We start from the raw sequence: 24,692 nt of genomic DNA, 5'->3' as shown, positions 1-24,692 counted from the left end.
GTTCCCTGGCCCGATTTCGGCCGTACCTCAGCATGTTTCTTCTTCGGTTTGACGGGCCTCTCTGCGATGGTCTTGCGCCGCCGGTGAGCATCGGTCTCGCGGCGAATCCGGCCCGCTATCTGGTGTGGTGGGGGCAGGCATTCAGCACCCGGGAGCGCGCGACGATCGTGGCGGAGACTACCGATGCCGGTGAGGCGGTGGCCCTTGCCGAGCTGCTGCTGCGCGACTGGCCGTTCCGGTACGAGCTACGGCCACCTCGGGCCGGACCGATCTGACCGAGGACCTTGCCGGACGGTCACGGGCGTCGGTCGGTCCGGCGCAGCGCCTACTGTGGCATCGTGACGGGACGTGCGATTCCCCTGCGACCCACCGCAGTGATCATGTCCGTGCTGCTGCTGGCGGTGCTGCAGGCCGGGCAGTGGGGCATGCCGCCGGTGCCGGCCGTCGTGCTGGGCGCCGCGCTCACCCTCCCGCTGCTGACCGCCCGCCCGGCACCCCTGACATCGACCCTGGTCACCGTCACGGCGGCGGGCTGGTGCACGTTCTCCGGGTACGGGCAGGGCCGGCTGGGCTGGCCGTGGCCGGCGGCCGGATGCTTCGCGCTGCTCGTCCTGCTCGGGCTGCTGACCGCGCACCGGGGCCGGCGGGCCGGCGTCGCGGTCCTCGCCGTCACGGCGGCCGGTGTGCTGGCCCCGGCCGGGTGGACGGTCCCGCTCTCGCCGGGGCTGCTGCTGCTCGCCGGCGCGGCCGCCGCCGGCGCGGTGTGGGCCGGGGAGATCGTCCGGGGCCGGCGCCTCGCCCAGCAGCGGCTGCGAGCGGAGAGCGCGCACCTCGCGGTGCTCGACGAGCAGGCGCGGATCGCGCGTGAACTGCACGACGTGGTCGGCCACCACCTGTCGATGATCGCGATCGAGGCGCAGGCGGCGCCCCTGCGGTCGGCGGGCCTGCCGCCGGACGCCGTCCGGTCCTTCCGGGTGGTGCACGGCCTGGCCCGGGACGGTCTCACCGAGATGCGCGCGGCCCTGCGCGCGCTGCGCGATCAGTCCCCGCAACCCGGTCTCGCCGAGTTGCCCGGCCTGCTCGACGCGACCCGGCGTACCGGCGTCACCGCCGAGCTGGTCATGCGCGGTCCGGTCGAGCAGGTCCCGGCGGGCGTGCAGCTCGCCGCGTACCGGATCGTGCAGGAAGCCTTGAGCAACACGGCCCGGCACGCGCCGGGAGCGGATACCCGGATCGACGTCCGGGTGGAGGACGCCCTGCTGAAGGTCCGCGTCGCGGACACCGGGCCGCGCGGTCCGCGACCGCCGGCGCGGTCCGGGTCGGGGCTGGGGCTGATCGGGATGCGGGAGCGGGCGTCCGCGCTCGGCGCCGAGATGCGCGCCGGCCCGGACGGACAGGGCGGGTTCGTGGTCGAGACCGAGTTGCCGGCCCGGTACCAGGACGCGGAGCGGAACCGGTGATCACCGTGGTGGTCGCCGACGATCAGCCGATCGCCCGGCACGGGCTGGCCACGATGCTCGGCGCCGCCGGTGACATCGAGGTCGTCGGGCTCGCCGCCGACGGCCGGGAGGCGGTGGACCTGGCCGCCCGGGCCGACCCGGACGTCATCGTGATGGACATCCGGATGCCGGTCCTGAGCGGCCTGGCGGCCACCGCGGAGATCCTCGACGGTACGACCGGACCTCGGCCCCGGGTGCTGATTCTGACCACCTTCGACCTCGACGAGCACGTGTACGAGGCGCTGGCCGCGGGCGCGAGCGGATTCCTGCTCAAGGACTGTTCGGCCGAGGAACTCGTGCACGCCGTCCGGGTGGTGGCGGCGGGTGAGGCCCTGCTCGCGCCCACCGTGACCCGGCGGCTGCTGGCGGATTTCGTCCGGGCCCGGCCGCCGCGGGCGCTGGCCGCCGCGAGTGCGCGGGTGGCGGCGCTGACCCGGCGCGAGACCGAGGTGCTGGTGCTGATCGCCCGGGGACTGACGAACCGGGAGATCGCCGAGCGCCTGGTGGTCGCCGAGGAGACGGTGAAGACCCACGTCAGCCGACTGCTCGGCAAGCTGGGGGTGCGCGACCGGGCGCAGGCGGTGGTGGTGGCGTACGACAGTGGCCTGGCCGGCCACGGGCGGTAGCTCCCGGGAGCTACCGGAAAGCCCGCTCCGCGGCGGGACGCGGCCGGACCCGGTGCGTCCGTAGCGTCGGCGGCATGACCACGATCGCGCTGCGCGACCTCACCAAGCGCTTCGGCGCCACGACGGCGGTCGACCGGCTCACCCTGGACGTCCGGGCCGGCGCCGTCACCGGCCTGCTCGGCCCGAACGCCGCGGGCAAGACCACCACCCTGCGGATGCTGCTCGGCCTGATCCGTCCGGACGGCGGGACGGCGACCGTCGGCGGGGTCCGGTACGACCGGCTGCCGCGCCCGGCCACGCTGGTCGGCGCGGCGCTCGACGGTTCGCAGGCCCACCCCGGGCGGACCGGCCGGGATCATCTGCGGGTGCTGGCCGCCGCGGCCGGCGTGCCCGACAGCCGCTGCGACGAGCTGCTCGACCTGGTCGAGTTGTCCTCGGCGGCGGACAAGCGGGTCGGCGGCTATTCGCTCGGCATGCGGCAGCGGCTCGCCCTGGCGGTGGCCCTGCTCGGCGATCCGGAGATCGTCATCCTCGACGAGCCGACCAACGGGCTGGACCCGGCCGGCATCCGGTGGCTGCGGGACCTGCTGCGGGGCATGGCCGACCGGGGCCGGACGGTGCTGATCTCCAGTCATCAGCTCTCCGAGATCGTCCGGACCGTCGACGACGTGGTAGTCATGGCCGCGGGGCGGTTGCTCATCCACCGGCCCCTCGCCGAGCTGACCCGGGACGCGCCGGACGGCACCGCGCCGGCTGCCGCGCTCGAGGACACCTACCTGCGGCTGACCGGGACGGTGGCCCGATGACCCGGGACCTGTTGCGCTCGGAGTGGCGGAAGATCCGCTCCACCCGGACGACCTTTTGGCTGCTGATCGCCCTGCTCGGCCTGGAACTGCTGACCGTGGTGCTGCCGGTGGTCGTCGCGCCGGTCGGCACCGGGCGGTTCGCGCTGAGCGGGGACTTCGCCCAGCGGACGATCGCCTGCACCGGCGCCACGGTGGCCGGCGTGGTCGGCATCGTGCTCGGGGTGCTCGGCATGGCCGGGGAGTATCGGCATCGCACGCTCACCGGCACCCTGCTGGTCAGTCCGCGGCGGGGCCGGGTGCTGGGCGCCAAGGTGGTCGTGCACGGGGCGGTGGGTGCGCTGATCGGGGCGGTGGCCACGGCGGTGTCGATCGGGGCGGTGCTCGCCGGGGTGCACCTGCGCGGCGTACCGTCGGCTCTGAACCTTGCGGATCTCGCGGCCATCGCCCTCGGCGGCATCGGGTATGTGCTGCTCGCGACGCTGTTCGGGCTCGGGGCCGGCGCGCTGACCGGCGATCCGGTGATCAGCCTGGCCGGGGCGCTCACGTTGTTCTTCGTGATCGAGACGGTGCTCGCCGGGGTCGCGCCGGGCCTGGCCCGCTGGTTGCCCGGGCAGAGCGGCAGCGCGCTCGCCTTTCCCGCCGGGCCGGACGGTGGCACCGGCCTGACCGGCGCCCACGTGCTGAGCCAGCCGGTGGGTGCGGCCGTGTTCGGCGGCTACACCGTACTGCTGCTGCTCGGCGCGTTCCTGCTCACCCGCGACCGCGACATCGTCTGACCCGGGCCGCATACAGTACGCGGGTGGCGAACCTTCGTGATCAGATCATCACCGAACTCGGCGTCCGGGCTTCGATCGAGCCGGCGGACGAGATCCGCCGGCGGGTCGACTTCCTGACGGCCTACCTTCAGTCCACCCCCGCCACCGGATACGTCCTCGGCATCAGCGGTGGCCAGGACAGCGCCTTGACCGGCCGGTTGTGCCAGCTGGCCTGCGCCGAGCTGCGCGCCGGCGGGACCCCGGCGACCTTCGTCGCGGTCCGGCTGCCGTACGGCGTGCAGGCCGACGAGGCCGACGCACAGATCGCGCTCACCTTCATCCAGCCCGACCGGACCGTCACCGTCGACGTGAAGTCCAGCTCGGACGCGGCCGCCGCCCAGGCCGCGGCGGCCCTGCGGGAGGAGCGGCTGCGGGACTTCGTCCGCGGCAACGTCAAGGCCCGGGAGCGCATGGTGGCCCAGTACGCCGTCGCGGGGCAGCTGAACATGCTGGTCGTCGGCACCGATCACGCGGCCGAGGCGGTGACCGGTTTCTTCACGAAGTACGGCGACGGCGGAGCGGACGTGACACCGCTGACCGGGTTGACCAAGCGACAGGGTGCCGCGCTGCTGCGCGAACTGGGTGCTCCGCGCAGCACCTGGGAGAAGATCCCCACGGCCGATCTGGAGGACGATCGGCCGGCCCTGCCGGACGAGGAGGCGCTGGGCCTGAAGTACGGCGAGATCGACGACTACCTCGAAGGTGCCGTGGTGACCCCGGAGGTCGCCGCGAGGATCGAGGCCACCTTCCTGGCCACCCGCCACAAGCGGACCGTCCCCGTCACGCCGCTCGACGACTGGTGGCGGTGAGGCGGCCGGCTCACGGGTGGAAGCGCCACCGGCCCTCGGACACCACGTCCACCTTGTCGCCGCTGACCCGTACGGCCGTGTCGTCGTCGATGAAGTAGATCGGGAAGTCGGCCCGCGCGACGATCCGGTCGGCCCAGGCGTCGTCCCGCTCCGGGAACTCCGGCGAGTTGAGGTGCGGCTTCAGATACCAGTCGAAGAGCCCGAACGGCGGCTCCAGCGTCGTCGCCCCGAGCACGTGCAGGTCCGCCACGTCCCCGAGCACCTCGGCGGAGCGCTCGGTGAGGTTCCGGCTGAAGATCATCGACCCGGCGCTGACCCCCACGTACACCCGGCCCTCGAGAGCGTCCAGGATCCCGTCGGCCAGCCCGTTCCCGGTGACGCTGCGCGCCAGGTGATAGTGGCTGCCGCCCTCGACGTAGACGACGTCGGCCCGGCGCAGCCGGTCGAGCACCGTCGCCGGCGGCAGCCCGTTCAGTTCCAGCACGGAGAACTCGCGCCAGCCCAGGCCGTGCAACCGGACCAGGTCCGCCACGAACCAGCCGTGGTCACCGGGCTCGGCGACGGCCGCCGTCGGGACATACACCATGTTTGCCGATCCGAACGGCTTTCCCAGCATGTCCCGCAGCGCGTCGCGCAGGGTGTCGTTGTGCAGGCCGGTCGACGTCAGCAGAAGCTCCACCGGTGGAGCCAACCACGGCCGGCGGGGCCCGCGCACGGCGGGCCCCGCCGCCGCGTCAGCGGAAGCCGAACACCGGGGGCAGGATCAACACCACGGCCCACAACCACACCGCGTACACCGGAAGGTAGTTGGTCTGCCAGCGCTCGATGGCCGCGAAGGTGCTCCGGCGGCGGACGAAGCCCAGCACCAGCCACGCCGACCAGGCCAGGTTCGCCAGCAGCAGGATGTTCTCGCCGACCGCGGCCACCTTGTTCGGGGTGGTCCCGTACTCGGCGATCCGCCCGGCCATGGTGATCAGCACCAGCGCGTCGATCACCAGCGCGCTGACCACCAGCACCAGCTGCAGCACGTCGAACGTCCCGCGCGGGGCCAGCGGGTCCCGGGCCGAGATCGAGTAGAGCAGCAGGGCCAGCACGAGCGCCAGCAGCAGGTCGAACATCACCAGGTTGTCCCGGTCGACGTCGATCCCGTGGCCGTTGACGACCACCGCGACCAGGAAGGCCAGCAGCACCACCGCGAACAGCGGGGTGAACAGCCGGGTCAGCACCGGCGCGATGTTCTCGATGACGCCCTGCTTGGCCTCGACCAGCCAGCCGGCGACGACGATCGCGGCCATCCCGCCGCAGGGCAGCAGCCAGTTCGAGATGAAGTCGCCGGAGTCCAGCCCGATGGCCTTGAACGTGCCGGTCAGGAACACGATCAGCACGCCGCCGCCGAGCCCGATCAGGACCAGGTAGATGAACCACTCGCCGCTGAATCGGATGAAGTCCATCCGCCGGCGCGCCGAGCGCACGTCGTCGGAGATGTAGGCGACACCGACCACCAGCCACAACGCGAGCGGCAGGTGGGTCGCGATCAGGTTGATCGACTGCGAGTCCTCGTCGACCGGGAAGATGTTCGCCCCGACCGCGCCGAGCGCGAACAGCGCCGCCAGTCCCCCGGCGACCACCGGGCCGGGCCGCCGGCGCCAGACCAGGAACGCGGCCAGCCACGGCAGCGCGAACAGGGCCAGGTTGGTGGTGTAGAAGTTGCCGTCGTCGTCGAAGCTCTGCCCGAACCACCCCGGCACCTTGATCGAGATCGCCGCGCCGGCCGCGCAGGCCACCATGGCGATCAGGTCGCGCCGGGACCGGCCGGCCTTCGCCCCGTCCTCGGCCTCGCCGGTGAACATCAGCTGCTTCCACAGCCGTTCGGAGTGCTCGCGGGCGAACTCGCGGGACAGGTCGTCCAGCCCGCCCATCCGCTTGACCGCGATGAGGAACGCCTCGTCGGGCCGCAGCCCGACCCCGGTGAGCTCGTCGACCGAGTTGCGCAGGTGGTCCTCGAGTTCGTCGGCGTCGGACGAGGACAGTTCCGGGCGGCGGCGCACGTGCTCACGCCACTGCGCGAACAGCGCCTCCAGTTCGTCCTGACCGTTGGTCACCGTCACGCCAATCCTTCCAGGGGAAAGGTCCCGGCGCCGGGCCAGACCTGTTTGAGTGCTTCGACGACCGTCTGCCACTGGCGGCGCTGCTCGGCCAGTTCGGCCCGGCCCTGCTCGGTGATGTGGTAATACTTCCGCCGGCGCTCCCCCGGGACGGTCTGCCAGGTGGCCTCGACGTGACCGAGCTTCTCCAGCCGGTGCAGCAGGGGGTAGAGGAAGCCCTCGGTCCAGTTCAGCTCGCCGCCGGACAGGTCGCTGATCCGCCGCAGGATGGCGTAGCCGTAGCTCTCGCCCTCGACGAGGATGCCGAGCACGATCGGCGTCGCCGAGGCGGCCACGAGATCCTTTGTCACCCGCACGGGCGCCCTCCCTTCATACCTAGAAGTCCAAGGCATAGTAGATCTAGGTATCACCCGCCGCAAGCGGGTGATCTTCACCGATCAGCCTGCGGGGACGGCCACGTGTGGCGTACATCAAACGGCGCGCTGCCGGATCGGGGTCACCCGGGACGGACTCCGGGTCTAGGTTCGACACAGGACCTGCCGATGTCCGTGCCAGCGCCATGTGCGTTGCATGCCAGCGGGTGGTGGCAGCGTCTCGCCTGACGTACGCCACACGGCGCAATTGCCCCGAAGAGGATTTCATGACTGAGGTTGCCCCGCCCGCCGCTGCGGATGATCAGCGGATCACCGGCGACATCTTGAAGATCGCCGGAGTCGTCGTCCTCGGTGCGATCATGTCGATTCTCGACATCACCGTCGTCAACGTCGCACTACCAACCTTCCAGACCACTTTCGGTACGGAGGGTCAGCCGCTCCCGTACTCGACCGTCGCCTGGACGGTCACCGGGTACACCCTGGCGCTGGCCACCGTCATCCCGCTCACCGGGTGGGCCGCCGACCGGTTCGGCACCAAGCGGCTCTACATGACCGCGATCGGCCTGTTCACCATCGGGTCGGTGCTGTGCGCCATGGCCACCAACATCAACATGCTGATCGGGTTCCGGGTGCTGCAGGGCCTCGGCGGTGGCATGCTGATGCCGCTCGGCATGACGATCATGACCAAGGCCGCCGGCCCGCACCGGATGGGCCGGCTGATGGCCATCCTCGGCGTGCCGATGCTGCTCGGCCCGATCGGCGGCCCGATCCTGGGTGGCTGGCTGATCGACGCGGCCAGCTGGCACTGGATCTTCCTGATCAACCTGCCGATCGGCCTGGCCGCCCTGGTCTACGCGTTCCTGGTGCTGCCCAAGGACGCGCCGCACCCGTCCGAGACGTTCGACTTCGTCGGCATGCTGATGATGTCGCCCGGCCTGGCGCTGTTCCTCTACGGCGTCTCCTCGATCCCGGCCGAGGGCAAGATCGGCGCGCCGAAGGTGCTCATCCCCGGGATCATCGGCCTGCTCCTGGTGGTCAGCTTCGTGCTGTACTCGTTCAAGCCCAAGCACCCGCTGCTCGACCTGCGGCTGTTCCGCAACCGCAACCTCGCGGTCAGCATCATCACGATGTTCCTGTTCGCGGTGGCGTTCTTCGGCGGCCTGCTGCTCGTGCCGACCTACTTCCAGCAGATCCGCGGCTTGTCGGTGCTGCACGCCGGTCTGCTGGTGGCCCCGCAGGGGCTCGGCGCGATGATGACCATGCCGATCGCCGGCACCCTCTCCGACAAGATCCCGGTCGGCCGGATCGTGCCGTTCGGCCTGCTGTTCATCCTGGCCGGCATGATCAGCCTGACCCAGATCACCTCGACCACGTCGTACGCGTATCTGATCGTGACCCTGTTCGTGATGGGCCTCGGCATGGGCGGCACGATGATGCCGATCATGACCTCGGCGCTCAAGACGCTCCGGGCGGCCGAGGTGGCCCGCGGGTCGACGCTGCTCAACATCACCCAGCAGATCGCCAGCTCGGTCGGCGTCGCGATCATGTCGGTGATCCTGACCAACGGCCTGAAGGACAAGCAGCTGGCCATGCCGGCGATCGGGTCCTGGCAGGACCCGGCGATCGCCGCGAAGCTCGGCCCGGCCGGCATCGAGGAAGGCCTCGCCCAGGCGGCGCAGGCCTTCGCCGACACCTACTGGGTGGCGGTCGGGCTGGTCCTGCTCACCGTGGTGGCCGCGCTGTTCCTGCCCCGCAAGCGCGAGGTGTCGCACCTCGCGGACGGGGAGCCCGCCGCCGCACCGGTGATCATGCACTGACCTCCCGCACCTTCGACACCATGGTGGCCCGCACGAATCATCGTGCGGGCCACCGTGCTTCGCCGCTGATCGCGGCGGAACTTGCGGCTTGACCCTGACGCAGGGTCAACCTTCGATGATGGCCGCATGAACGATCTGGGGCCCGCGATTCGGGTGGAAGGTCTGGAGAAGGCCTTCAAGGATGTGAAAGTGCTGCGCGGGGTGGACCTCAGCGTGGCGCGGGGCAGCGTCTTCGCGCTGCTCGGGTCGAACGGGGCGGGCAAGACCACCCTGATCCGGATTCTGTCCACACTGCTGCGCGCCGATGCCGGACGTGCCACCGTCAACGGGTTCGACGTCGCGACCCGGGCCGGCGAGGTGCGCGAGTCGATCAGCCTGACCGGGCAGTTCGCCGCGGTCGACGAGATCCTGACCGGGCGCGAGAACCTGGTCATGGTGGCCCGGCTGCGGCACCTGTCCGGCCCCGGCGTGATCGCCGACGACCTGCTGCGGCGCTTCGCCCTGACCGAGGCGGGTGGCCGGCGGGTGGGCACCTACTCCGGGGGCATGCGCCGGCGGCTGGACATCGCGATGAGTCTGATCGGCGATCCCCCGGTGGTCTTCTTGGACGAGCCGACCACCGGGCTGGATCCGGAGGCGCGTCTGGAGGTGTGGGCGGCGGTCCGGGAACTGGCCCGGGGCGGGACCACGGTGCTGCTGACGACGCAGTACCTGGAGGAGGCCGAGCGGCTCGCCGACCGGATCGCGATCCTGCACGAGGGCCGGATCGTCGTGGACGGCACGCTGGCCGAGCTCAAGCGCCTGCTGCCGCCGGCCAAGGTGGAGTACGTGGAGAAGCAGCCGACCCTCGAGGACCTGTTCCTCACCCTCGTCGGCGCGCGGAAAAGCGAGGAGAGCGCGCGGAAGAACGGGGAGAACCGGTGAACAAGCACTTCCTGACCGACACGGGCGTGCTGACCGGCCGGTCGCTGCGGCACATCGCGCGCAGCCCGGACACCATCATCACCACGGCGATCATGCCGATCGCGTTCATGCTGCTGTTCGTGTACGTGTTCGGCGGGGCGATCGAGACCGGGACCGAGTCCTACGTGAACTATCTGCTCCCCGGCATTCTGATCATCACGGTCGCGTCCGGTATCTCGTACACCGCCTATCGTCTTTTTCTTGATCTTCAAGGTGGGATCTTCGAGCGCTTCCAGTCGATGCCGATCGCGCGGTCCGCGGTGCTGTGGGCGCACGTGCTGACGTCGCTGGTCGCGAACCTGATCTCGATCGTGGTGGTCCTGCTGGTGGCGCTGCTGATCGGGTTCCGGACCGGGGCGGACGTGCTGGGCTGGCTGGCGGTGGCCGGCATCCTGGTGCTGTTCACGCTCGCGCTGACCTGGATCGCGGTGCTTCCCGGGCTGACCGCCAAGTCGGTGGACGGGGCGAGCGCCTTCGCCTACCCGCTGATCTTCCTGCCGTTCATCAGCTCGGCGTTCGTGCCGACCGGGTCGATGCCCGGGCCGGTGCGCGCGTTCGCCGAGCATCAGCCGGTCACCTCGATCGTCGACGCGCTGCGGAACCTCTTCGCCGGGCAGCCGGTCGGCGGCGGGATCTGGACGGCGCTGGCCTGGTGCGTGGGCATCCTGGTGGTCGCGTTCCTGTTCGCGACCCGGACCTACCGTCGCAGAATCTCCTGACCGGCGGCAGGATCGGAGCATGCTGACGATCGGACAGCTCGCCGGGTACGCCGGCGTCACCGTGCGCGCGGTACGGCACTACCACCATGTCGGCCTGCTACCGGAGCCGGAGCGCGATGCCTCCGGCTACCGGCGGTACGGCGCGACCGCCGTGGTGTCCCTCATCAAGATCCGCACGCTGGCCGACGCCGGGGTGCCGCTGTCCGAGATCGACGCGCTGCTGCGGGCCGACGCGCCGGCGTTCGCCGCGGCGGTCGCGCGGATCGACGCCCGGCTCGCCGCCGAGATCGCCCAGCGGGCGGTGAGCCGCGAGCAGATCGCCCGGCTCGCCGCCGGCGACCATGCGGCGCTCCCCGACGAGGTCACGTTCTACCTGCGGCGGCTGCTGGAGATCGGCGCGTCCGAACGGATCGTGGCGGCCGAACGGGACGGCTGGATCCTGATGACGGCGCGCTGGCCCGAGCAGGTCCGCGAGTGGATGCCGGCCAAGCTGGCGCAGCTGGCGGATCCACGGATGGTGCGGCTGTACCGGGTGCTGTCGGAGCTGATGGACAGCGATCCCGCGGACGAGAAGCTCGTGGTGGAGGCGGCCGACATCATGGCCGCGCTGGCCGACGAGGCGTACACCGCGGGCGAGGTGATGGGCCCCGAGCAGACCGGCGACGACCTGCCGTTCGACCTGCTCGACGCGCTCGCCACCGAGTCCGACCCCCGTGCGCGGCGGATGCGGGACCTGATGCGCGAGCGCGGCTGGGTGAGCTGGACCCGCCAGCAACGCCTGCCGAAGCCGCCCAGCTGAGCCCCAGAGGCGGCCTCATCAACCCCAGAAAAACCTTCCTTGGGTACGGACGGGGCCGGCGACTCAGCTCGCCGGCAGTGACGCCGCGGTGAGTCGCTGCAGGACGACCCGGCCGATCGACGCCACCGCGGCCGGGTCCTCGGTCCGCAGGACGGTGCCGCCGGTCCGGTGGCACAGCGCCACCGAGTGGTGCGGGGTCATCACGATCATGCAGCTCTCGCCGGGGAACGGCTCGTCGCCGCCGGGCTCCAGCACCGCGGTGTAGAGGGCCTGCTGAATCACCTGGTCGGCCTGGGGCTGCCACTGTGCCAGGGCGTCCGGGCTGCAGTACGAGCCGAGGACCACCACGTGCGGCCGGCCGTGCACGGCCGTGGCCACCTGTTCCAGGGCGCGCCGGGCCGCCGGCTCGTCGATGACGTGCGCGCCGCTGCTCAGGGCCACCTCGTACGGGCTGCCGACCGGCCGGTGCAGGCCCGGCCGGGACGCTCGCAGGCCGGTCTCGGTCGCGATCGTGGACAGGCGCAGGTCCGCCGGGCGCGCCGGCCGGCCGAAGTGCCAGCCCTGGCCCCAGTCCGCGCCGAGCGCGCGGGCCGTCGCCACGTCGGCCGCGGTCTCGATGCCCTCGGCGATGATCTTCGCGCCGGCACGGCGGGCGGTGGCCGAGACCACCGCGCACACCTCGGCGGTCGCCGCGGCGGACGGATTCCGCAGCAGGTGCATGTCCAGCTTGATCACCTCCGGGTCGACGAAGGGCAGGAACGCCAGCGACATCGGGTCGGCGCCGACGTCGTCGAGCGCGATGCCGTTGCCGAGCTCCTGGGACTGCCCGGCGATGTTCAGCAGCGCGGCCGGAACGGTGGACAGCGCCCGCTCGGTGAACTCGGTGACCACCCGGAACGGCAGGCCGCTGAGCAGCAGCCGCATCAGGCGCTCGGACACCGGCTGGTTCAGGGCGGCCGGCTCGGCGTTGAGGAACACCAGCGGTGGCTTCCGCGGCATCTCGAGCGCGGCCTCCAGCGCCCGTTCGGCGCACAGCATGTCCAGGGGGCCGAGCAGCCCGGCCCGGGTGGCCGCGGCGAACAGCTGGTCAGGGCGTTCCAGGTCGGTGCCGGCCGGGCCGCGCGCCAGCGCCTCGACGCCGACCACCGCGCCGGTGGCCAGGTCGACGATCGGCTGGAGAACGGGGTCGACCCGCCGCTCGCGGATGAGCGTCGCCACGGCGGCGGCGCCGGTCCGGGCCGGGTCCTCCGTCAGTACCTGCGTCACGCCGTCCCCCGCCCTCAGGCTGACCGCTGTCGGTCACGCCGAGGATCCATCGGCCGGACGGCCCTCGGCCTGAAGAAAACCGGCCGGGGCGGCTGGGAAGCCGCCGCCGGCCGGCGGGTGGTGCGGTCAGACGGTGATCAGAGCAGGCCGTTGTCGGTGAGGAAGGCCTTGGCCACGGTGGCGCTGTCCTGCTTGTCCACCTGGACCTTGGCCAGGTAGGTGGTGAGGTTCTCGGTGGTCAGCTTGGCCGACACCGCGTTGAGTGCGCCCGAGACGGTGGTGTTGTTCGCCTCGGTACGGATCAGCGGGATGACGTTCTGCGAGGTGTAGAGGTTCTTCGGGTCGGCCAGCACGACCAGCTTGTTGGTCGCGATGCCGGAGTCGGTGGAGAAGATGTTGCCGACGTCGATGTTGCCGTCGACCAGGGCCTTCATGGTGAGCGGGCCACCCGCGTCGAGGGCCTTGAACTCCTTGAACTTCACGCCGTAGACCGACTCCAGGCCCTTGAGGCCCTGGTGCCGCTCCTGGAACTCGGGACCGGCGCCGACCTTGAGGGTGGGGGCGACGGCCTTGAGGTCCTCGATGCTCTTCAGGTTGTACTTGGTGGCGGTGGCCGCGGTGACGGTCAGGGTGTCCTTGTCCTCGGCGGCCGACTGCTCCAGCACCTCGGTGCCGGCCGGCAGGACCTTCTTCAGCGCGGCGAGCACGTCGGCCGGGCTGCTGATGTTCTCCGGCACGCCGCCGGTCTGCAGCGCGGCGAGCAGTGCGCCGTTGTACTCGGGCAGCAGGTCGATCGACTTGTCCTGGAGCGCCTTCAGGTACAGCTCACGGGCGCCGATGTTGAACTGCCGCTTGACGGTGACGCCCTTGGCCTCCAGGGCCTGGGCGTAGATCTCGCCGAGCAGCTCGCTCTCGGCGAAGTTGGCCGACCCGACGGTGACCGTGGACGCCGACGTGCCGCTGCCGGCCTTGTCGTCGGCGAGCGGGTCGCTGTCGGCGCCACAGGCGGTCAGCGACAGGGCGAGGCCGAGGCCGGCGATCGCGGCGCCGATGGAACGTATGCGGGACATGTTCGACCTTCCGGTGGGTTTCAGATGGTGGCGCGACGCGAACGGGACTGGGCCCGTCCGGTCATGCCGGGTGAGACGATCCAGCGCTGTACGAGCGCGAGGAACAGATCGAGCAGGACAGCGAGGACGGCGACGACGATGGCACCGGCCAGGACGCGGGAGTAGTCGTTGACGGCCAGGCCGTCGATCAGCAGGCGGCCGAGGCCGCTGAGGCCCACCGCGGCCGCCACGGTCGCGGTCGCGACCACCTGCAGGGCGGCGCTGCGGAAGCCGCTCATCAGCACCGGCAGCGCCATCGGCACCTCGACCTTGAACAGCACCTGCCACGGGCGCATGCCCATCCCCTTGGCCGCGTCGACGACGCGGTGGTCCAGGGTGCGCATGCCGGCGTACGCCGAGGTCAGGATCGGCGGGATGACCAGCACGGTCAGCGCGATCAGGACCGGGGTCAGGCCGAGCCCGAGCAGCGTGACCATCAGCATCAGCAGGCCCAGGGTGGGCAGCGAGCGGCCGGCGTTGCCGGAGTTGATCGCGATGAACGAGCCCCGGCCGGTGTGCCCGATGTACAGCCCGACCGGCAGCGCGATGACCGTGCCGATCAGCAGGGCCAGCGCGACGTAGCCGAGGTGGGCCAGGATCAGCTGCGGGAAGCCGCCGGGCGCGCTGAGGTCCCAGTGCGCGGAGTCGAAGAGGTAGGAGAGGTTCACGCGGCGCCTCCGCGCTGGTACCGGGTCCAGGGGGTGAGCGCCCGCTGGACGAGCACGATGATCAGGTCGGCCACCGCGGCGAGCAGCACCGACAGGATGATGCCGATGATGATCGGCTCCAGGTAGAACAGCTGGAAGCCGCGGGTGAACAGCTGGCCGAGCCCACCGATGCCGATCAGGGCACCGACGCTGACCAGGCTGATGTTGGAGACCGTGGCGACCCGCAGGCCGGCCAGGATGACCGGCGCCGCGACCGGCAGCTCCACGTCCAGCAGCCGGCGCAGGCGGCGGTAGCCCATCGCGGTGGCGGACTGGGTGATCACCGGGTCGACCGCGCGCAGGCCGTCCGCGACCGTCCGGGCCAGCAGCGCCACGGTGTAGATGGTCAGCGCGACCACGATGTTCATCGGGGCCAGGATCTTGGTGCCGAGGATCACCGGCAGGAAGACGAAGAGCGCCAGCGACGGGATCGAGTAGAGCACGCCGCAGACGTTGACCAGCGGGTGGTAGAACCACGGGAACCGGACCCCGAGGTAGCCGATCGGCAGCGACAGCAGCAGGCCGAACAGCACCGGCAGCAGCGCGAGGTAGATGTGCTGCCGCAGCGCGGCGAGCACCACCTCGTGGTTGTTGGTCAGGTATTGGATCATGCGGTGCGCTCCGCCGCCCGCCGGTCCCGCCGGGCCGCCAGGAAGTCGACCAGGTCGTGGTGGGGCACCAGACCGTCCGCCCGGCCGTCCGCCCCGACCCGCACCGCGACCCCGACCGGGGAGGTGATCGCCAGGTCGGTGACCATCCGCAGCGAGTCGGCGGTGGTGAACACCCCGGCGGTCGGCTCCAGCGGGCCGCCGCCGCGCTTCCAGCCCAGCGGCCGGCCGGCCTCGTCGAGCACCAGGTCCGCGCCGTCCGGCGAGGTCAGCGGGCTGACCGGCAGGTCGGCCGCGGTGTCGAAGGAGAGGCTGCGCAGGCCCCGGTCGCGGCCGACGAACCCGGCCACGAAGTCGTCGACCGGCTGTTCCAGCAGCTCCTGCGGGGTGCCGAACTGGGCCAGGTGCCCGCCCTCGCGGAGGATCGCGACGTGGTCGCCGAGCTTGATCGCCTCGTCGATGTCGTGGGTCACCATCGCGATGGTCTTGCCCAGGTCCTGCTGCAGGCGGAGGAACTCGCGGTGCAGGCCCTCGCGCACCACCGGGTCGACCGCGCTGAACGGCTCGTCCATCAGCATCACCGGCGGGTCGGCGGCGAGCGCGCGGGCGACGCCGACGCGCTGCTGCTGGCCGCCGGAGAGCTGGGCCGGGTACCGCCCGGCGAACTCGGCCGACAGCCCGACCCGTTCCAGCAGCTCCAGGGCCGCCGCGCGGGCCGCACGCCGGGTCTGACCCAGCAGCAGCGGCACGGTCGCCACGTTGTCCAGCACCGTCTTGTGCGGGAAGAGCCCGGCGTGCTGGATCACGTAGCCGATGCCGCGCCGCAACACCGCCTCGTCCTGGGTCGCCACGTCCCGGCCGTCGATCAGGATCCGGCCCGAGGTGGGGCTGACCATCCGGTTGATCATGCGGAGCGAGGTGGTCTTGCCACAACCGGACGGGCCGACGAGAACCGTCATCTTCCCGGTGGGCAACTCCATCGAGAGGTGGTCCACCGCGGTGCTCCCACCGGGGTAGACCTTGACGACGTCCTCAAATGTGATCATGGCGCTCCTGGCGGTGGCGGACTGTCTCGTGAATACTGCTATTCATACTTGTGCGGTGGTGAATAACAAGTCAACGGGCACGTGAGAGGTGTTACGGCTCCTTAACTTGCGGGCAGGAGGTTACATGCAGTCCGCCAACGACGTTCCCCTCGACGGACGAACACTGTCGATCTCCGGTCTGCTCGCGATCGCCTCCGGACAGGCGGTGGCCGACGTCGGCCCGGCCGCGCTGCGCTTCGTCGAGGCCCGGCACACCCGGCTGCACGAGGCCCGCGAGCGGGGCGCCGTCTACGGCGCCAACACCGGCGTCGGGGCCAACCGGCACGAGATGACCGACGCGGGCGAGCACGGACTGCGCCTGTTGCGCAGCCACTGCGCGGCGGTCGGGCCCGAGGAGGACGACATTACGGCGCGCGCCACCATGGCCGTCCGGCTCAATCAGATTTTGGCTGGTGGTTCCGGGGTTTCCCGGCGGGTGGCGGAAGCCCTCGCCACGGCGTTGCGGGACGGCGCGGTGCCGAGTCTGCATCCGTGGGGTGCGATCGGGACGGCGGACCTGTCCGCGCTGGCCGAGCTCGGTCTGACCCTGGCCGGGGAGCGGCCGTGGCGCTCCGGGAACGGCCCGGTGATCACCATCGACGGCACCGACGCCCTGCCGATGATCAGCTCCAGCGCGCTCACCGTCGCCACCTCGATCCTCGCCCTCGACCAGGTGGAGGAGCTGATCCGGGCGTCGGTGGTGGTGGCCGCGCTGTCGTTCCTGGCCCTGCGCGGCAACCCGGAGGCCTACCATCCGGCCGTGCACCGGGCCCGTGCCCACCCCGGCCAGGTCGAGGTGGCGACGCTGCTCAGCGCGCTGGTGGCCGGGTGCGCGCCGCCGCTGCGCATCCAGGACCCGTTCGGCCTGCGGGTGGTGCCGCAGGTCACCGCGCCGGCGATCCACGCCGCCCGGTCGCTGCACGACGTGCTGACCGCCGAGCTCAACGCGGCCGTGGAGAACCCGCTGGTCACCGACGACGGTGTGCTGCATCACGGCCAGTTCCACACGGCGACGCTGGCAGCCGGGCTGGACGCCGTACGCAGTGCTTTTCTTCCGGTTCTGTCGTTGTCGTCGGCGCGGGTCGGGCTGCTGATGCGGCCCGACATGACCGGATTGCGGGCCTTCCTCGCGGACGGGCCGGCCGGCAGCTCCGGGCTGATGATCGGCGAGTACGTGGTGCAGGACGTGCTCACCGAGATCCGGGTCGGCATGCAGCCGATCGCGGCCGGCACGCTGACCATCTCGCTCGGCCTGGAGGAACACGCCAGCTTTGCTACCCAGGGCGCCCGGTCGCTACGCCGGATGACCCGGCTCGCTCCGACGCTGCTCGCCGCCGAGCTGGTGGCGGCCGTCCGGGCGCTGCGGATGGCGCCGGGCCGGATCCCGGACGGGGTCGCCCGGGACGCCTTCGAGCTGGCCGCCAAGGACCTGGAGCCGGGCTTCGACGACCGGCCGCTCGGCACCGACCTGGAGCACGCGGTCGCCACCCTCCCGGCCCTGGCCTCGCTCGTCTGAGCCGTACCGTAATGCTCTTCGAATTCAAAGCACGTAGCATGGCCGGGTGACTGATCCGGCCGCCGGGCTGAATGCCGACCAACTCGGGGCGTATTTCGCGCTCATGGAGGTCAGCAGCCTGCTCCAGTACGCGGTCGACGAGCACCTGCGCGCCGACGGCGACCTCAGCTACGTGCAGTTCCAGATCCTGGCCCGCCTGGTCGACGCCCCCGACGGCCGGCTGCGGATGACCGATCTCGCCGACGGCCTGGTGTACAGCCGCAGCGGCCTGACCTACCAGGCCGGCCTGCTGGACAAGCGCGGCCTGATCACCCGGGCACCCTCCCCGGACGACGAGCGCAGCGTCATGGTGACCGTGACCGACGCCGGCCGCGATCTGGTCGCCCACGTGCTGCCCGGGCACGTCGACCGGGTCCGCGGCCTGCTGATCGAGCCGATGACCGGCACCGACCTGGCCGCCCTGAGCACCGTGCTGGGCCGGGTCCGCGATCACATGCGGGCCACCCCGCCGCGGTCGGCGAAGCCCCGGGCCGGGCGCAAGCGGGCCGGCTGAATGGATCGGGCCCTGCTGGCCGATTTTCTCCGGGCGCGCCGGGAGGCGCTGCAGCCGGAGGACGTCGGGCTCCCCCGCGGCGCCCGGCGCCGCACCGGCGGGCTGCGGCGCGAGGAGGTGGCGGTGCTGGCCGGCATGTCGGCCGACTACTACAGCCGGCTCGAACAGCAGCGCGGCCCGATGCCGTCCGAGCAGATGCTCGCCGCGGTGGCGCAGGCGCTGCAGCTGAGCCCGGGTGAGCGGGCGCACCTGTTCGGCCTCGGCGGCTACTCGGCGCCCCGGCACACGCTGCCGGACGAGCAGGTCAGCGCGGCCATGCGGCGGATCGTCGAGCGCCTCTCGGCGGACACCGCCGCGATCGTGTTCTCCCGGTTCGGCGAGGCGCTGATGCAGACCCGCGGGGCGGTGGCCCTGTTCGGCGACTTCACCCGGTTCAGCGGGATGTCGCGGTACCTGGTCTACCGGTGGTTCACCGATCCGGCGCAACGTGCGCTCTATCCGCCCGAGGATCACGCGTTGCGCGGGCGGGTCTTCACCGTGGATCTCCGGGCGGCCTACACGGCCGACCCCGGGGGTACGGCCGGTGCGATCGTCGACGCGCTGCTGGCGGTCAGTCCGGAGTTCGCCGAGGTGTGGCGGCGGCACGAGGTGGACGTCACCCATCACCACGAGCTCAAGCGGTACCGGCACCCGGAGCTGGGTGAGCTGGAGCTGTACAGCCGCCGGCTGGTGGATCCGGACGAGGGCCAGGACCTGCTGGTCTTCCTGGCCCGGCCGGGCTCGCCCAGCGACGCGAAGCTGCAGCGCCTGATCGGCGGCGACGACCGTTTTATCCATGGTCCGGCAGTCCGCGGATAACGGCGACATTCTCCTGACCGCGGGTTCCCGCCAAGCTTGACCCAGTGCCCCGGCCGACTGTCGGCCGGCTCACACCACTCCATGGTTGCTTCGAATTCGAAGCGCGCTATGGTTACGAAGTGCTTCGAAAACGAAGCACCTGCGGGATCGAGAGAAGAGAGCAAGCCATGAAGGCAGTGCGTTTCCACGAGTACGGCGACCCGACCGTCCTGCGCTACGAGGACGCCGAGCAGCCCGTCCCCGGCGCCGGGGAGGTGCTGATCCGGGTCGCCGGGACGTCGTTCAACGGCGTCGACGGCAACATCCGGGCGGGCTTCATGCAGGGCCCGATCCCGGTGACCCTCCCCCACACGCCGGGCCTCGACGTGGCCGGCACGGTCGTCACGCCGGGCGAGGGCTTCGCCGCCGGTGACCGGGTCGTCGGGTTCCTGCCGATGACCGGCACCGGCGCGGCGGCCGAGTTCGTGCTCGCCCCGGCCGGGATCCTCACCGCGGCGCCGGCGAGCCTCCCGCTGGCCGACGCCGCGGCGCTGCCGACCGTGGGCCTGACCGCCTGGCAGGCGCTGTTCGACCACGCGAAGCTGACCGCCGGCCAGCGGGTGCTGATCAACGGCGCGAGCGGGGCGGTCGGCGGCTACGCCGTGCAGCTGGCCAAGGCCGCCGGCGCGTACGTGATCGCCACCGGCAGGAGCGTCACCGGCGCGGACGAGGTGATCGACCACACCGGCACCGACGTGATCGCCGCGGTGACCGAGCCGGTCGACGTCGTGCTCAACCTCGCGCCGGTCGAGCCGGACCGGCTGGCCGCACTGGTCACCGTGATCCGCGACGGCGGCGTGCTGGTGAACACCACGGTGTGGATGCCCGCGCCGTCCGACGAGAAGCGCGGCGTCCGCGGCGTCAACCTGTTCGTCCGCAGCGACGCCGCCCAGCTGGCCCACCTGGTGACCCTGGTCGACGCCGGGACCCTGCGGGTCGACGTCGGCCAGCGGGTCCCGCTGGCCGAGCTGGCCCGCGTGCACGCCCAGGCCGCGGCCGGCGAGCTGCCCGGCAAGACCGTGATCGTCGCCTGATCGCCGGGGTGCGGGGGCCGCGCGTGCGGCCCCCGCAAGGCACTACGGTGGCCGGGTGAAGGTCCGGCACGCCCGTGGGCTCGTCGAGCTGGTTCTGCTGGTGCTCTGGTTCGCGCTCTTCACCCGTCTGGCCGCCGCCGCGGGCCGCGACCTCACCGCCGCCGCCGCGAACGCGGCGGCCCTGCAGTCCGCCGAACACGCGATGCACCTCGACATCGAGCGCGGCGTGAACGGCTGGCTGGCCGGGCACCCGTTCCCCGCTCACCTGGCGGTGTATCTGTACCGGCTGTACTACGCGGTGGTCGCCGGAGTTCTGTTGTGGGTCGTGGTCCGGCACGCGGAGGTCTATCGCCGGGTCCGCCGGACGATGGTCGCGATGATGGTCCTGGTCCTGCCGATCTACTGGCTGGCGCCGATGTCGCCGCCGCGTCTCGCCCTGCCGGGCACGGTCGACATCGTCGCCCGCTACGACTTCCTGGGCGGGGCGGGCTGGACGCGTCCCGACCACCTGACGGCCATGCCCAGCATGCACGTGGGCTGGGCACTGTGGTGCGCCTTCGCCGTGTGGACCGCACTGCGCGGCAGGCATCCCGGCCCGGCCCGGCTCGCCTGGCTGTTCCCGCTGCTCATGGTGGCCGACGTGATCGCCACCGGAAACCACTACCTGCTCGACGTCACGGGCAGCCTCGTCCTGCTCTCCGCGGCCATCGCGATCGGCGCCGATCGTCGCTGGACCGGATTCTGTCGGAAAATTGAAAGGACACAATCCGGTACCAGCCCAAGACGTTGATCTTCATCAATGGTTAGGGTCACGCCAGCGGTGACCAGCAGTCATCGCTTTTGTCCGTACTAATAGGACGGAGTGAACCCGATGCGTGCACCACGAATGCGAACGCACCGGCTCCGGGCGGTCATCGCCGCCGGTGCCGTCGCGGCGATGACGATCGGCGCGGCCGGCTGTGCGAAGAGCGACCGCGACAGCGGCGCCGGCAAGGACACCACCGGCGGCACCTTCATCTTCGCGGGCGCCGGTGACCCGAAGAACTTCGACCCGATCTTCAACGACGACGGGGAGTCGTTCCGGCCGATCCGGCAGATGTACGACACGCTCGTCACCCACAAGCCCGGCACCGCCGAGCTGACCGGCGGCCTGGCCGAGAGCTGGGCCAACGACCCGACCGGCAAGATCTGGACGTTCAAGCTGCGCCAGGGCGTCAAGTTCCACGACGGCACCGCGCTGGACGCCACCGCCGTCTGCGCGAACTTCGACCGCTGGTACAACATGAAGGGCGAGGCCGCCCAGTCCCAGATGATCTACTACGCGGACGTGTTCGGCGGGTTCGCCGGCAGCCCGGACGCCGTCTACGACAACTGCACGGCGCCGGATGCCTCGACCGCGGTGCTGACCCTGAAGCGGTACAAGGGCGCCTTCCCGGGCGCGTTCGCGCTCACCGCGTTCTCGATCGCCAGCCCAGCCGCGATCAAGCAGTACGACGGCGACACCGTGAAGCAGAGCGGCGACTCGTTCTCGTACAGCGCGTTCGCGACCGACCACCCGACCGGCACCGGCGCGTTCACCTACGGCGGCTGGAACAAGGCGACCGGCGAGATCACCCTGAACCGCAACCCCGACTACTGGGGCGAGAAGGCCAAGGTCGACAAGATGATCATCAAGGTCATCAAGGACGAGAACACCCGCAAGCAGGAGCTGCGCGCCGGCACCGTGCAGGCGATCGACTTCCCGGCCCCGGCCGACCGCAAGGCGCTCGCCGGCGAGGGCTACCACGTGCTCGAACGGCCCGCCTTCAACATCCTCTACCTGGGCATCAACCAGAAGAACAACCCCAAACTCAAAGACCTTCGGGTACGACAGGCGATCGCGTACGCGTTGAACCGCGCCCAGCTGGTGCAGACCAAGGGCCCGGGCGGCTCGGCGGTGGCCGACCAGTTCCTGCCCAGCAGCGTGCTCGGCTACGCGCCGGACGTGCAGAAGTACGACTACAGCGTGGACAAGGCCAAGCAGCTGCTGGCCGACGCCGGCGCGACCGGCCTGACGCTGAACTTCTACTACCCGACCGAGGTGTCCCGGCCGTACATGCCGAACCCGCAGGAGATCTTCACCGTGCTGGCCAACGACCTGCAGGCCGCCGGGATCAAGGTCACCGGGGTCCCCCGGCCGTGGAACGGCGGCTTCAAGGACGACGTGCAGCAGTTCGGCAAGCAGGACCTGCACATCCTCGGCTGGACCGGCGACTACAACGACCCGGGCAACTTCGTCGGCACGTTCTTCGGCCGCCCCAAGATCGAGTTCGGCGACCAGGCGATGACCGACATGTTCACCGCCATCGACAAGGCCGACGCGACAGTCGACCAGGCCGCCAAGAAGGCCGCGTTCGAGCAGGTCAACCGGGATCTCGCCAGCAAGTGGCTGCCGGCCGTGCCGATCTGGCACGCCCCGCCGGCCCTGGTCACCACGAAGAACGTCCAGGGTCTGGTGCCCAGCCCGCTGACCGCCGAGACGTTCAACACGGTCTCGATCACCAAGTGACGCCGGGTGTCGCCGCGGTCCGGGTCCGGGGCCGCGGCGGCGCGATTCTGACAGGAGCCGCCGTTACATGGTGAAAATCGTCCTACGCCGCCTGATCCAGCTCGCCGTCACCCTGATCGCCCTGATGACCCTGGTCTTCTTCTGGCTGCGCAGCCTGCCCGGCGGGCCGGTCGACGCGCTGCTGGGCGAGCGCGCGACGCCGCAGACCCGCGAGACGCTGATCCGGGCCCTCGGCTACGACCGGCCGATCTGGGTCCAGTACGGCCACTTCGTCGAGAACGTGGTGACCGGCGACTTCGGCAACTCGATCCGCACCGGCGAGCCGGTCACCGCCGTGATCAGCCGCGCCTTCCCGGCCACCGTCGAGCTGGCGATCGCGGCGATCGTGATCGCGGTCGGGCTGGGCATCCCGCTGGGCTACCTCGCGGCCCGCCACCACGGCCGGCTGCTCGACAACGCGACAATCGTGGTCACCCTGATCGGCATCTCGGTCCCGATCTTCTTCCTCGGCTACCTGCTCAAGGACTGGCTGACCCAGGGCATCCACTTCTTCCCGCCGTCCGGCCGGATCAGCACCGGGACGGACAACACCGACGTGACCGGCTTCTTCGTGCTGGACGGGCTGCTGACCCGGGAGTTCGACGCCTCCGCCGACGCGCTCTGGCACCTGGTGCTGCCCGCGCTCACCCTGGCGACGATCCCGCTGGCGATCATCGTCCGGATCACCCGGGCCAGTGTGCTGGACGTGCTCGACGAGGACTACATCCGGACCGCGGACGCCAAGGGCCTGCGCGACGCCACCATCCGCAAGCGGCACGTGCTGCGCAACGCGCTGCTGCCGGTGGTCACCACGATCGGCCTGCAGACCGGCGCGCTGCTGGCCGGCGCGGTGCTGACCGAGAAGGTCTACAACTGGGGCGGCCTGGGCACGCTGATCACCGACTCGATCAGCGGCGGCCGGGACTATCCGGTGCTGCAGGCCCTGATCCTGCTCGCGGCGGTGGTCTTCATCGTGGTCAACCTGCTGGTCGACCTGTCGTACGCGGTCATCGACCCGCGGGTGCGTGTCTCGTGACCCGGCCCGGGGGCCTCGCGACGCTCAGCGACCACAAGCGCCGCCGCATCGACGAGCTGGCCGCCCGCACGTCCACGGCCGGCGGGGTCAGCCTGTTCCGCGACGCCGGCCGGCGGCTGCTGCGCAACCCGGCCGCGATCGTCGGCGGGAGCATCATCCTGCTCTTCCTGATCATCGCGATCTTCGCCCCGCTGGTGGCGCCGCACGATCCGGTGCAGCGCTTCCCGGAGCTGACCGCCAAGCTGACCGTCGACTCGGTCCCGGGGCCCAGCGCCGGGCATCCGCTCGGCAGCGACCCGCTGGGCCGCGACTTCGCGTCCCGGATGATCTACGGCGCCCGGCAGACCCTGTTCGTCGGGGTGCTGGCCACGCTGATCGGTCTGCTGTGCGGGGTGCTGCTCGGCGCGCTCGCCGGCGCGCTCGGCGGCTGGGTGGACGTGCTGATCATGCGGGTCACCGACGTCATGCTGGCCCTGCCCAGCCTGCTGCTGGCGATCACGCTGGTCGCGCTGGCCAGCGAGTCGACCCAGTGGACGGTGATCATCGCGGTCGCGGCGGTGAACGTGCCGGTCTTCGCCCGGCTGCTGCGCGGGGCGATGCTGGCGCAGCGGGCGAGCGATCACGTGCTCGCGGCCCGCGCGCTCGGCGTGCGGCAGCGGCACATCGTGACCCGGCACATGCTGCCGAACTCGCTCACCGCGGTGATCGTGCAGGCCACCCTGACCTTCGCGGTGGCGATCCTGGACGCGGCCGCGCTGTCCTTCCTGGGCCTCGGCGACCCGGACATCAACCGGGCCGAGTGGGGCCTGATGCTGGGCGTGGACGGCGTCCGCTACCTGGAGGTCCGCCCGGAGCTGGCGTACTTCCCGGCGATCGCGATCATCCTGGTCGCGCTCGGCTTCACCCTGCTCGGCGAGAGCATGCGCGAGGCCCTCGACCCGAAGAACCGGCGGTGATCAGGC

26 protein-coding genes are annotated in these 24,692 nt (G+C 71.3%); 18 read left to right on the top strand and 8 right to left on the bottom strand.

Annotation, left to right across the window (positions count from 1 at the left end; all coding sequences use genetic code 11):
• Nucleotides 1-83: 83 nt before the first annotated feature.
• The 6 genes from L3i22_RS25075 to nadE all read left to right on the top strand — a co-directional run bounded on the left by L3i22_RS25075 (nt 84) and on the right by nadE (nt 4,555).
• Nucleotides 84-275: a hypothetical protein gene (locus L3i22_RS25075; protein WP_221329393.1), complete on the top strand. Its 192-nt coding sequence runs from the start codon at nt 84-86 to the stop codon at nt 273-275.
• 63 nt (nt 276-338) lie between these two features.
• Nucleotides 339-1,460, top strand: a complete 1,122-nt coding sequence (locus L3i22_RS25070; protein WP_221329392.1) for a sensor histidine kinase — start codon at nt 339-341, stop codon at nt 1,458-1,460.
• A complete protein-coding gene (locus L3i22_RS25065; RefSeq protein WP_221329391.1) occupies nt 1,457-2,125 on the top strand; it encodes a response regulator transcription factor in 669 nt (222 codons plus the stop codon). The genes L3i22_RS25070 and L3i22_RS25065 overlap by 4 nt, the downstream gene beginning before the upstream one ends.
• 74 nt (nt 2,126-2,199) lie before the next feature.
• Complete coding sequence (locus L3i22_RS25060) at nt 2,200-2,931, top strand: ABC transporter ATP-binding protein (RefSeq protein WP_221329390.1); 732 nt, start codon at nt 2,200-2,202, stop codon at nt 2,929-2,931.
• Complete coding sequence (locus L3i22_RS25055) at nt 2,928-3,707, top strand: hypothetical protein (protein ID WP_221329389.1); 780 nt, start codon at nt 2,928-2,930, stop codon at nt 3,705-3,707. Before L3i22_RS25060 ends, L3i22_RS25055 begins: the two co-directional genes overlap by 4 nt.
• Nucleotides 3,708-3,730: 23 nt before the next feature.
• Nucleotides 3,731-4,555, top strand: a complete 825-nt coding sequence (nadE, locus tag L3i22_RS25050) for an ammonia-dependent NAD(+) synthetase (protein WP_221329388.1) — start codon at nt 3,731-3,733, stop codon at nt 4,553-4,555.
• 10 nt (nt 4,556-4,565) lie between these two features.
• Here nadE and L3i22_RS25045 read toward each other — a convergent pair whose 3' ends face one another.
• Genes L3i22_RS25045 through L3i22_RS25035 form a run of 3 tightly spaced genes read right to left on the bottom strand, consistent with a single transcriptional unit; the run spans nt 4,566 to nt 7,016 of the window.
• The gene (locus L3i22_RS25045; protein WP_255658567.1) at nt 4,566-5,234 is read right to left on the bottom strand and encodes a Type 1 glutamine amidotransferase-like domain-containing protein; all 669 of its coding nucleotides are present in this window, start codon (nt 5,232-5,234) and stop codon (nt 4,566-4,568) included.
• 55 nt (nt 5,235-5,289) lie between these two features.
• Nucleotides 5,290-6,663, bottom strand: a complete 1,374-nt coding sequence (locus tag L3i22_RS25040) for a permease prefix domain 1-containing protein (protein ID WP_221329387.1) — start codon at nt 6,661-6,663, stop codon at nt 5,290-5,292.
• Nucleotides 6,660-7,016: a PadR family transcriptional regulator gene (locus L3i22_RS25035; protein WP_221329386.1), complete on the bottom strand. Its 357-nt coding sequence runs from the start codon at nt 7,014-7,016 to the stop codon at nt 6,660-6,662. Before L3i22_RS25035 ends, L3i22_RS25040 begins: the two co-directional genes overlap by 4 nt.
• Before the next feature lie 284 nt (nt 7,017-7,300).
• On the opposite strand from L3i22_RS25035, the gene L3i22_RS25030 reads away from it, so the two are divergent.
• From L3i22_RS25030 to L3i22_RS25015, 4 genes are all read left to right on the top strand, one after another.
• A complete protein-coding gene (locus L3i22_RS25030; RefSeq protein WP_221329385.1) occupies nt 7,301-8,851 on the top strand; it encodes a DHA2 family efflux MFS transporter permease subunit in 1,551 nt (516 codons plus the stop codon).
• A gap of 126 nt (nt 8,852-8,977) precedes the next feature.
• A complete protein-coding gene (locus L3i22_RS25025; protein WP_221329384.1) occupies nt 8,978-9,775 on the top strand; it encodes an ABC transporter ATP-binding protein in 798 nt (265 codons plus the stop codon).
• Nucleotides 9,772-10,533, top strand: a complete 762-nt coding sequence (locus tag L3i22_RS25020) for an ABC transporter permease (protein WP_221329383.1) — start codon at nt 9,772-9,774, stop codon at nt 10,531-10,533. Before L3i22_RS25025 ends, L3i22_RS25020 begins: the two co-directional genes overlap by 4 nt.
• 19 nt (nt 10,534-10,552) lie before the next feature.
• Entirely contained in the window at nt 10,553-11,332 is a 780-nt protein-coding gene (locus L3i22_RS25015; RefSeq protein ID WP_221329382.1) for a MerR family transcriptional regulator, read from the top strand.
• A gap of 63 nt (nt 11,333-11,395) precedes the next feature.
• Here L3i22_RS25015 and L3i22_RS25010 read toward each other — a convergent pair whose 3' ends face one another.
• The 5 genes from L3i22_RS25010 to L3i22_RS24990 form a co-directional block, all read right to left on the bottom strand.
• Nucleotides 11,396-12,598 (bottom strand): EAL domain-containing protein, encoded by a 1,203-nt coding sequence (locus L3i22_RS25010; RefSeq protein ID WP_221329381.1) that lies wholly within the window; start codon nt 12,596-12,598, stop codon nt 11,396-11,398.
• A 137-nt stretch (nt 12,599-12,735) separates the two neighbouring features.
• Complete coding sequence (locus L3i22_RS25005; protein ID WP_221329380.1) at nt 12,736-13,668, bottom strand: ABC transporter substrate-binding protein; 933 nt, start codon at nt 13,666-13,668, stop codon at nt 12,736-12,738.
• Between the two features lie 20 nt (nt 13,669-13,688).
• Nucleotides 13,689-14,375: an ABC transporter permease gene (locus L3i22_RS25000; RefSeq protein WP_221329379.1), complete on the bottom strand. Its 687-nt coding sequence runs from the start codon at nt 14,373-14,375 to the stop codon at nt 13,689-13,691.
• Entirely contained in the window at nt 14,372-15,025 is a 654-nt protein-coding gene (locus tag L3i22_RS24995) for an ABC transporter permease (RefSeq protein WP_221329378.1), read from the bottom strand. The genes L3i22_RS25000 and L3i22_RS24995 overlap by 4 nt, the downstream gene beginning before the upstream one ends.
• Nucleotides 15,022-16,068: an ABC transporter ATP-binding protein gene (locus tag L3i22_RS24990; RefSeq protein WP_221329377.1), complete on the bottom strand. Its 1,047-nt coding sequence runs from the start codon at nt 16,066-16,068 to the stop codon at nt 15,022-15,024. The genes L3i22_RS24995 and L3i22_RS24990 overlap by 4 nt, the downstream gene beginning before the upstream one ends.
• A gap of 124 nt (nt 16,069-16,192) precedes the next feature.
• Here L3i22_RS24990 and L3i22_RS24985 point away from each other — a divergent pair, with 124 nt between their 5' ends.
• The 8 genes from L3i22_RS24985 to L3i22_RS24950 all read left to right on the top strand — a co-directional run bounded on the left by L3i22_RS24985 (nt 16,193) and on the right by L3i22_RS24950 (nt 24,686).
• Nucleotides 16,193-17,623, top strand: a complete 1,431-nt coding sequence (locus tag L3i22_RS24985; RefSeq protein WP_221329376.1) for an aromatic amino acid lyase — start codon at nt 16,193-16,195, stop codon at nt 17,621-17,623.
• A gap of 46 nt (nt 17,624-17,669) precedes the next feature.
• On the top strand, nt 17,670-18,176 hold the full coding sequence (locus L3i22_RS24980; RefSeq protein WP_221329375.1) for a MarR family winged helix-turn-helix transcriptional regulator: 507 nt from the start codon (nt 17,670-17,672) through the stop codon (nt 18,174-18,176).
• Nucleotides 18,177-19,034: a helix-turn-helix transcriptional regulator gene (locus L3i22_RS24975; RefSeq protein ID WP_221329374.1), complete on the top strand. Its 858-nt coding sequence runs from the start codon at nt 18,177-18,179 to the stop codon at nt 19,032-19,034.
• A gap of 167 nt (nt 19,035-19,201) precedes the next feature.
• Complete coding sequence (locus L3i22_RS24970) at nt 19,202-20,107, top strand: NADP-dependent oxidoreductase (protein WP_221329373.1); 906 nt, start codon at nt 19,202-19,204, stop codon at nt 20,105-20,107.
• A gap of 55 nt (nt 20,108-20,162) precedes the next feature.
• On the top strand, nt 20,163-20,897 hold the full coding sequence (locus L3i22_RS24965; RefSeq protein WP_221329372.1) for a phosphatase PAP2 family protein: 735 nt from the start codon (nt 20,163-20,165) through the stop codon (nt 20,895-20,897).
• Between the two features lie 81 nt (nt 20,898-20,978).
• Nucleotides 20,979-22,655: an ABC transporter substrate-binding protein gene (locus tag L3i22_RS24960; RefSeq protein WP_255658566.1), complete on the top strand. Its 1,677-nt coding sequence runs from the start codon at nt 20,979-20,981 to the stop codon at nt 22,653-22,655.
• A gap of 67 nt (nt 22,656-22,722) precedes the next feature.
• Entirely contained in the window at nt 22,723-23,730 is a 1,008-nt protein-coding gene (locus tag L3i22_RS24955; RefSeq protein ID WP_221329371.1) for an ABC transporter permease, read from the top strand.
• Nucleotides 23,727-24,686, top strand: coding sequence for an ABC transporter permease (locus tag L3i22_RS24950; protein WP_221329370.1), 960 nt, complete (start codon nt 23,727-23,729; stop codon nt 24,684-24,686). The genes L3i22_RS24955 and L3i22_RS24950 overlap by 4 nt, the downstream gene beginning before the upstream one ends.
• Nucleotides 24,687-24,692: the final 6 nt, after the last annotated feature.

This window comes from Actinoplanes sp. L3-i22 (assembly GCF_019704555.1).
GTDB lineage: Bacteria > Actinomycetota > Actinomycetes > Mycobacteriales > Micromonosporaceae > Actinoplanes.
The sequence above is the reverse complement of the archived record's forward strand: the minus strand, read 5'-3'. Positions and strand labels throughout refer to the sequence as shown.

What these genes read in the sequence shown, in the direction of transcription:
- L3i22_RS25060 (WP_221329390.1), top strand. Translation starts at nt 2,200, where the DNA reads ATGACCACGATCGCGCTGCGCGACCTCACCAAGCGCTTCGGCGCCACG.
- L3i22_RS25055 (WP_221329389.1), top strand. Translation starts at nt 2,928, where the DNA reads ATGACCCGGGACCTGTTGCGCTCGGAGTGGCGGAAGATCCGCTCCACC.
- L3i22_RS25030 (WP_221329385.1), top strand. Translation starts at nt 7,301, where the DNA reads ATGACTGAGGTTGCCCCGCCCGCCGCTGCGGATGATCAGCGGATCACC.
- L3i22_RS25025 (WP_221329384.1), top strand. Translation starts at nt 8,978, where the DNA reads ATGAACGATCTGGGGCCCGCGATTCGGGTGGAAGGTCTGGAGAAGGCC.
- L3i22_RS25015 (WP_221329382.1), top strand. Translation starts at nt 10,553, where the DNA reads ATGCTGACGATCGGACAGCTCGCCGGGTACGCCGGCGTCACCGTGCGC.
- L3i22_RS25005 (WP_221329380.1), bottom strand. Translation starts at nt 13,668, where the DNA reads ATGTCCCGCATACGTTCCATCGGCGCCGCGATCGCCGGCCTCGGCCTC.
- L3i22_RS24995 (WP_221329378.1), bottom strand. Translation starts at nt 15,025, where the DNA reads ATGATCCAATACCTGACCAACAACCACGAGGTGGTGCTCGCCGCGCTG.
- L3i22_RS24990 (WP_221329377.1), bottom strand. Translation starts at nt 16,068, where the DNA reads ATGATCACATTTGAGGACGTCGTCAAGGTCTACCCCGGTGGGAGCACC.
- L3i22_RS24985 (WP_221329376.1), top strand. Translation starts at nt 16,193, where the DNA reads ATGCAGTCCGCCAACGACGTTCCCCTCGACGGACGAACACTGTCGATC.
- L3i22_RS24975 (WP_221329374.1), top strand. Translation starts at nt 18,177, where the DNA reads ATGGATCGGGCCCTGCTGGCCGATTTTCTCCGGGCGCGCCGGGAGGCG.
- L3i22_RS24970 (WP_221329373.1), top strand. Translation starts at nt 19,202, where the DNA reads ATGAAGGCAGTGCGTTTCCACGAGTACGGCGACCCGACCGTCCTGCGC.
- L3i22_RS24960 (WP_255658566.1), top strand. Translation starts at nt 20,979, where the DNA reads ATGCGTGCACCACGAATGCGAACGCACCGGCTCCGGGCGGTCATCGCC.
- L3i22_RS24955 (WP_221329371.1), top strand. Translation starts at nt 22,723, where the DNA reads ATGGTGAAAATCGTCCTACGCCGCCTGATCCAGCTCGCCGTCACCCTG.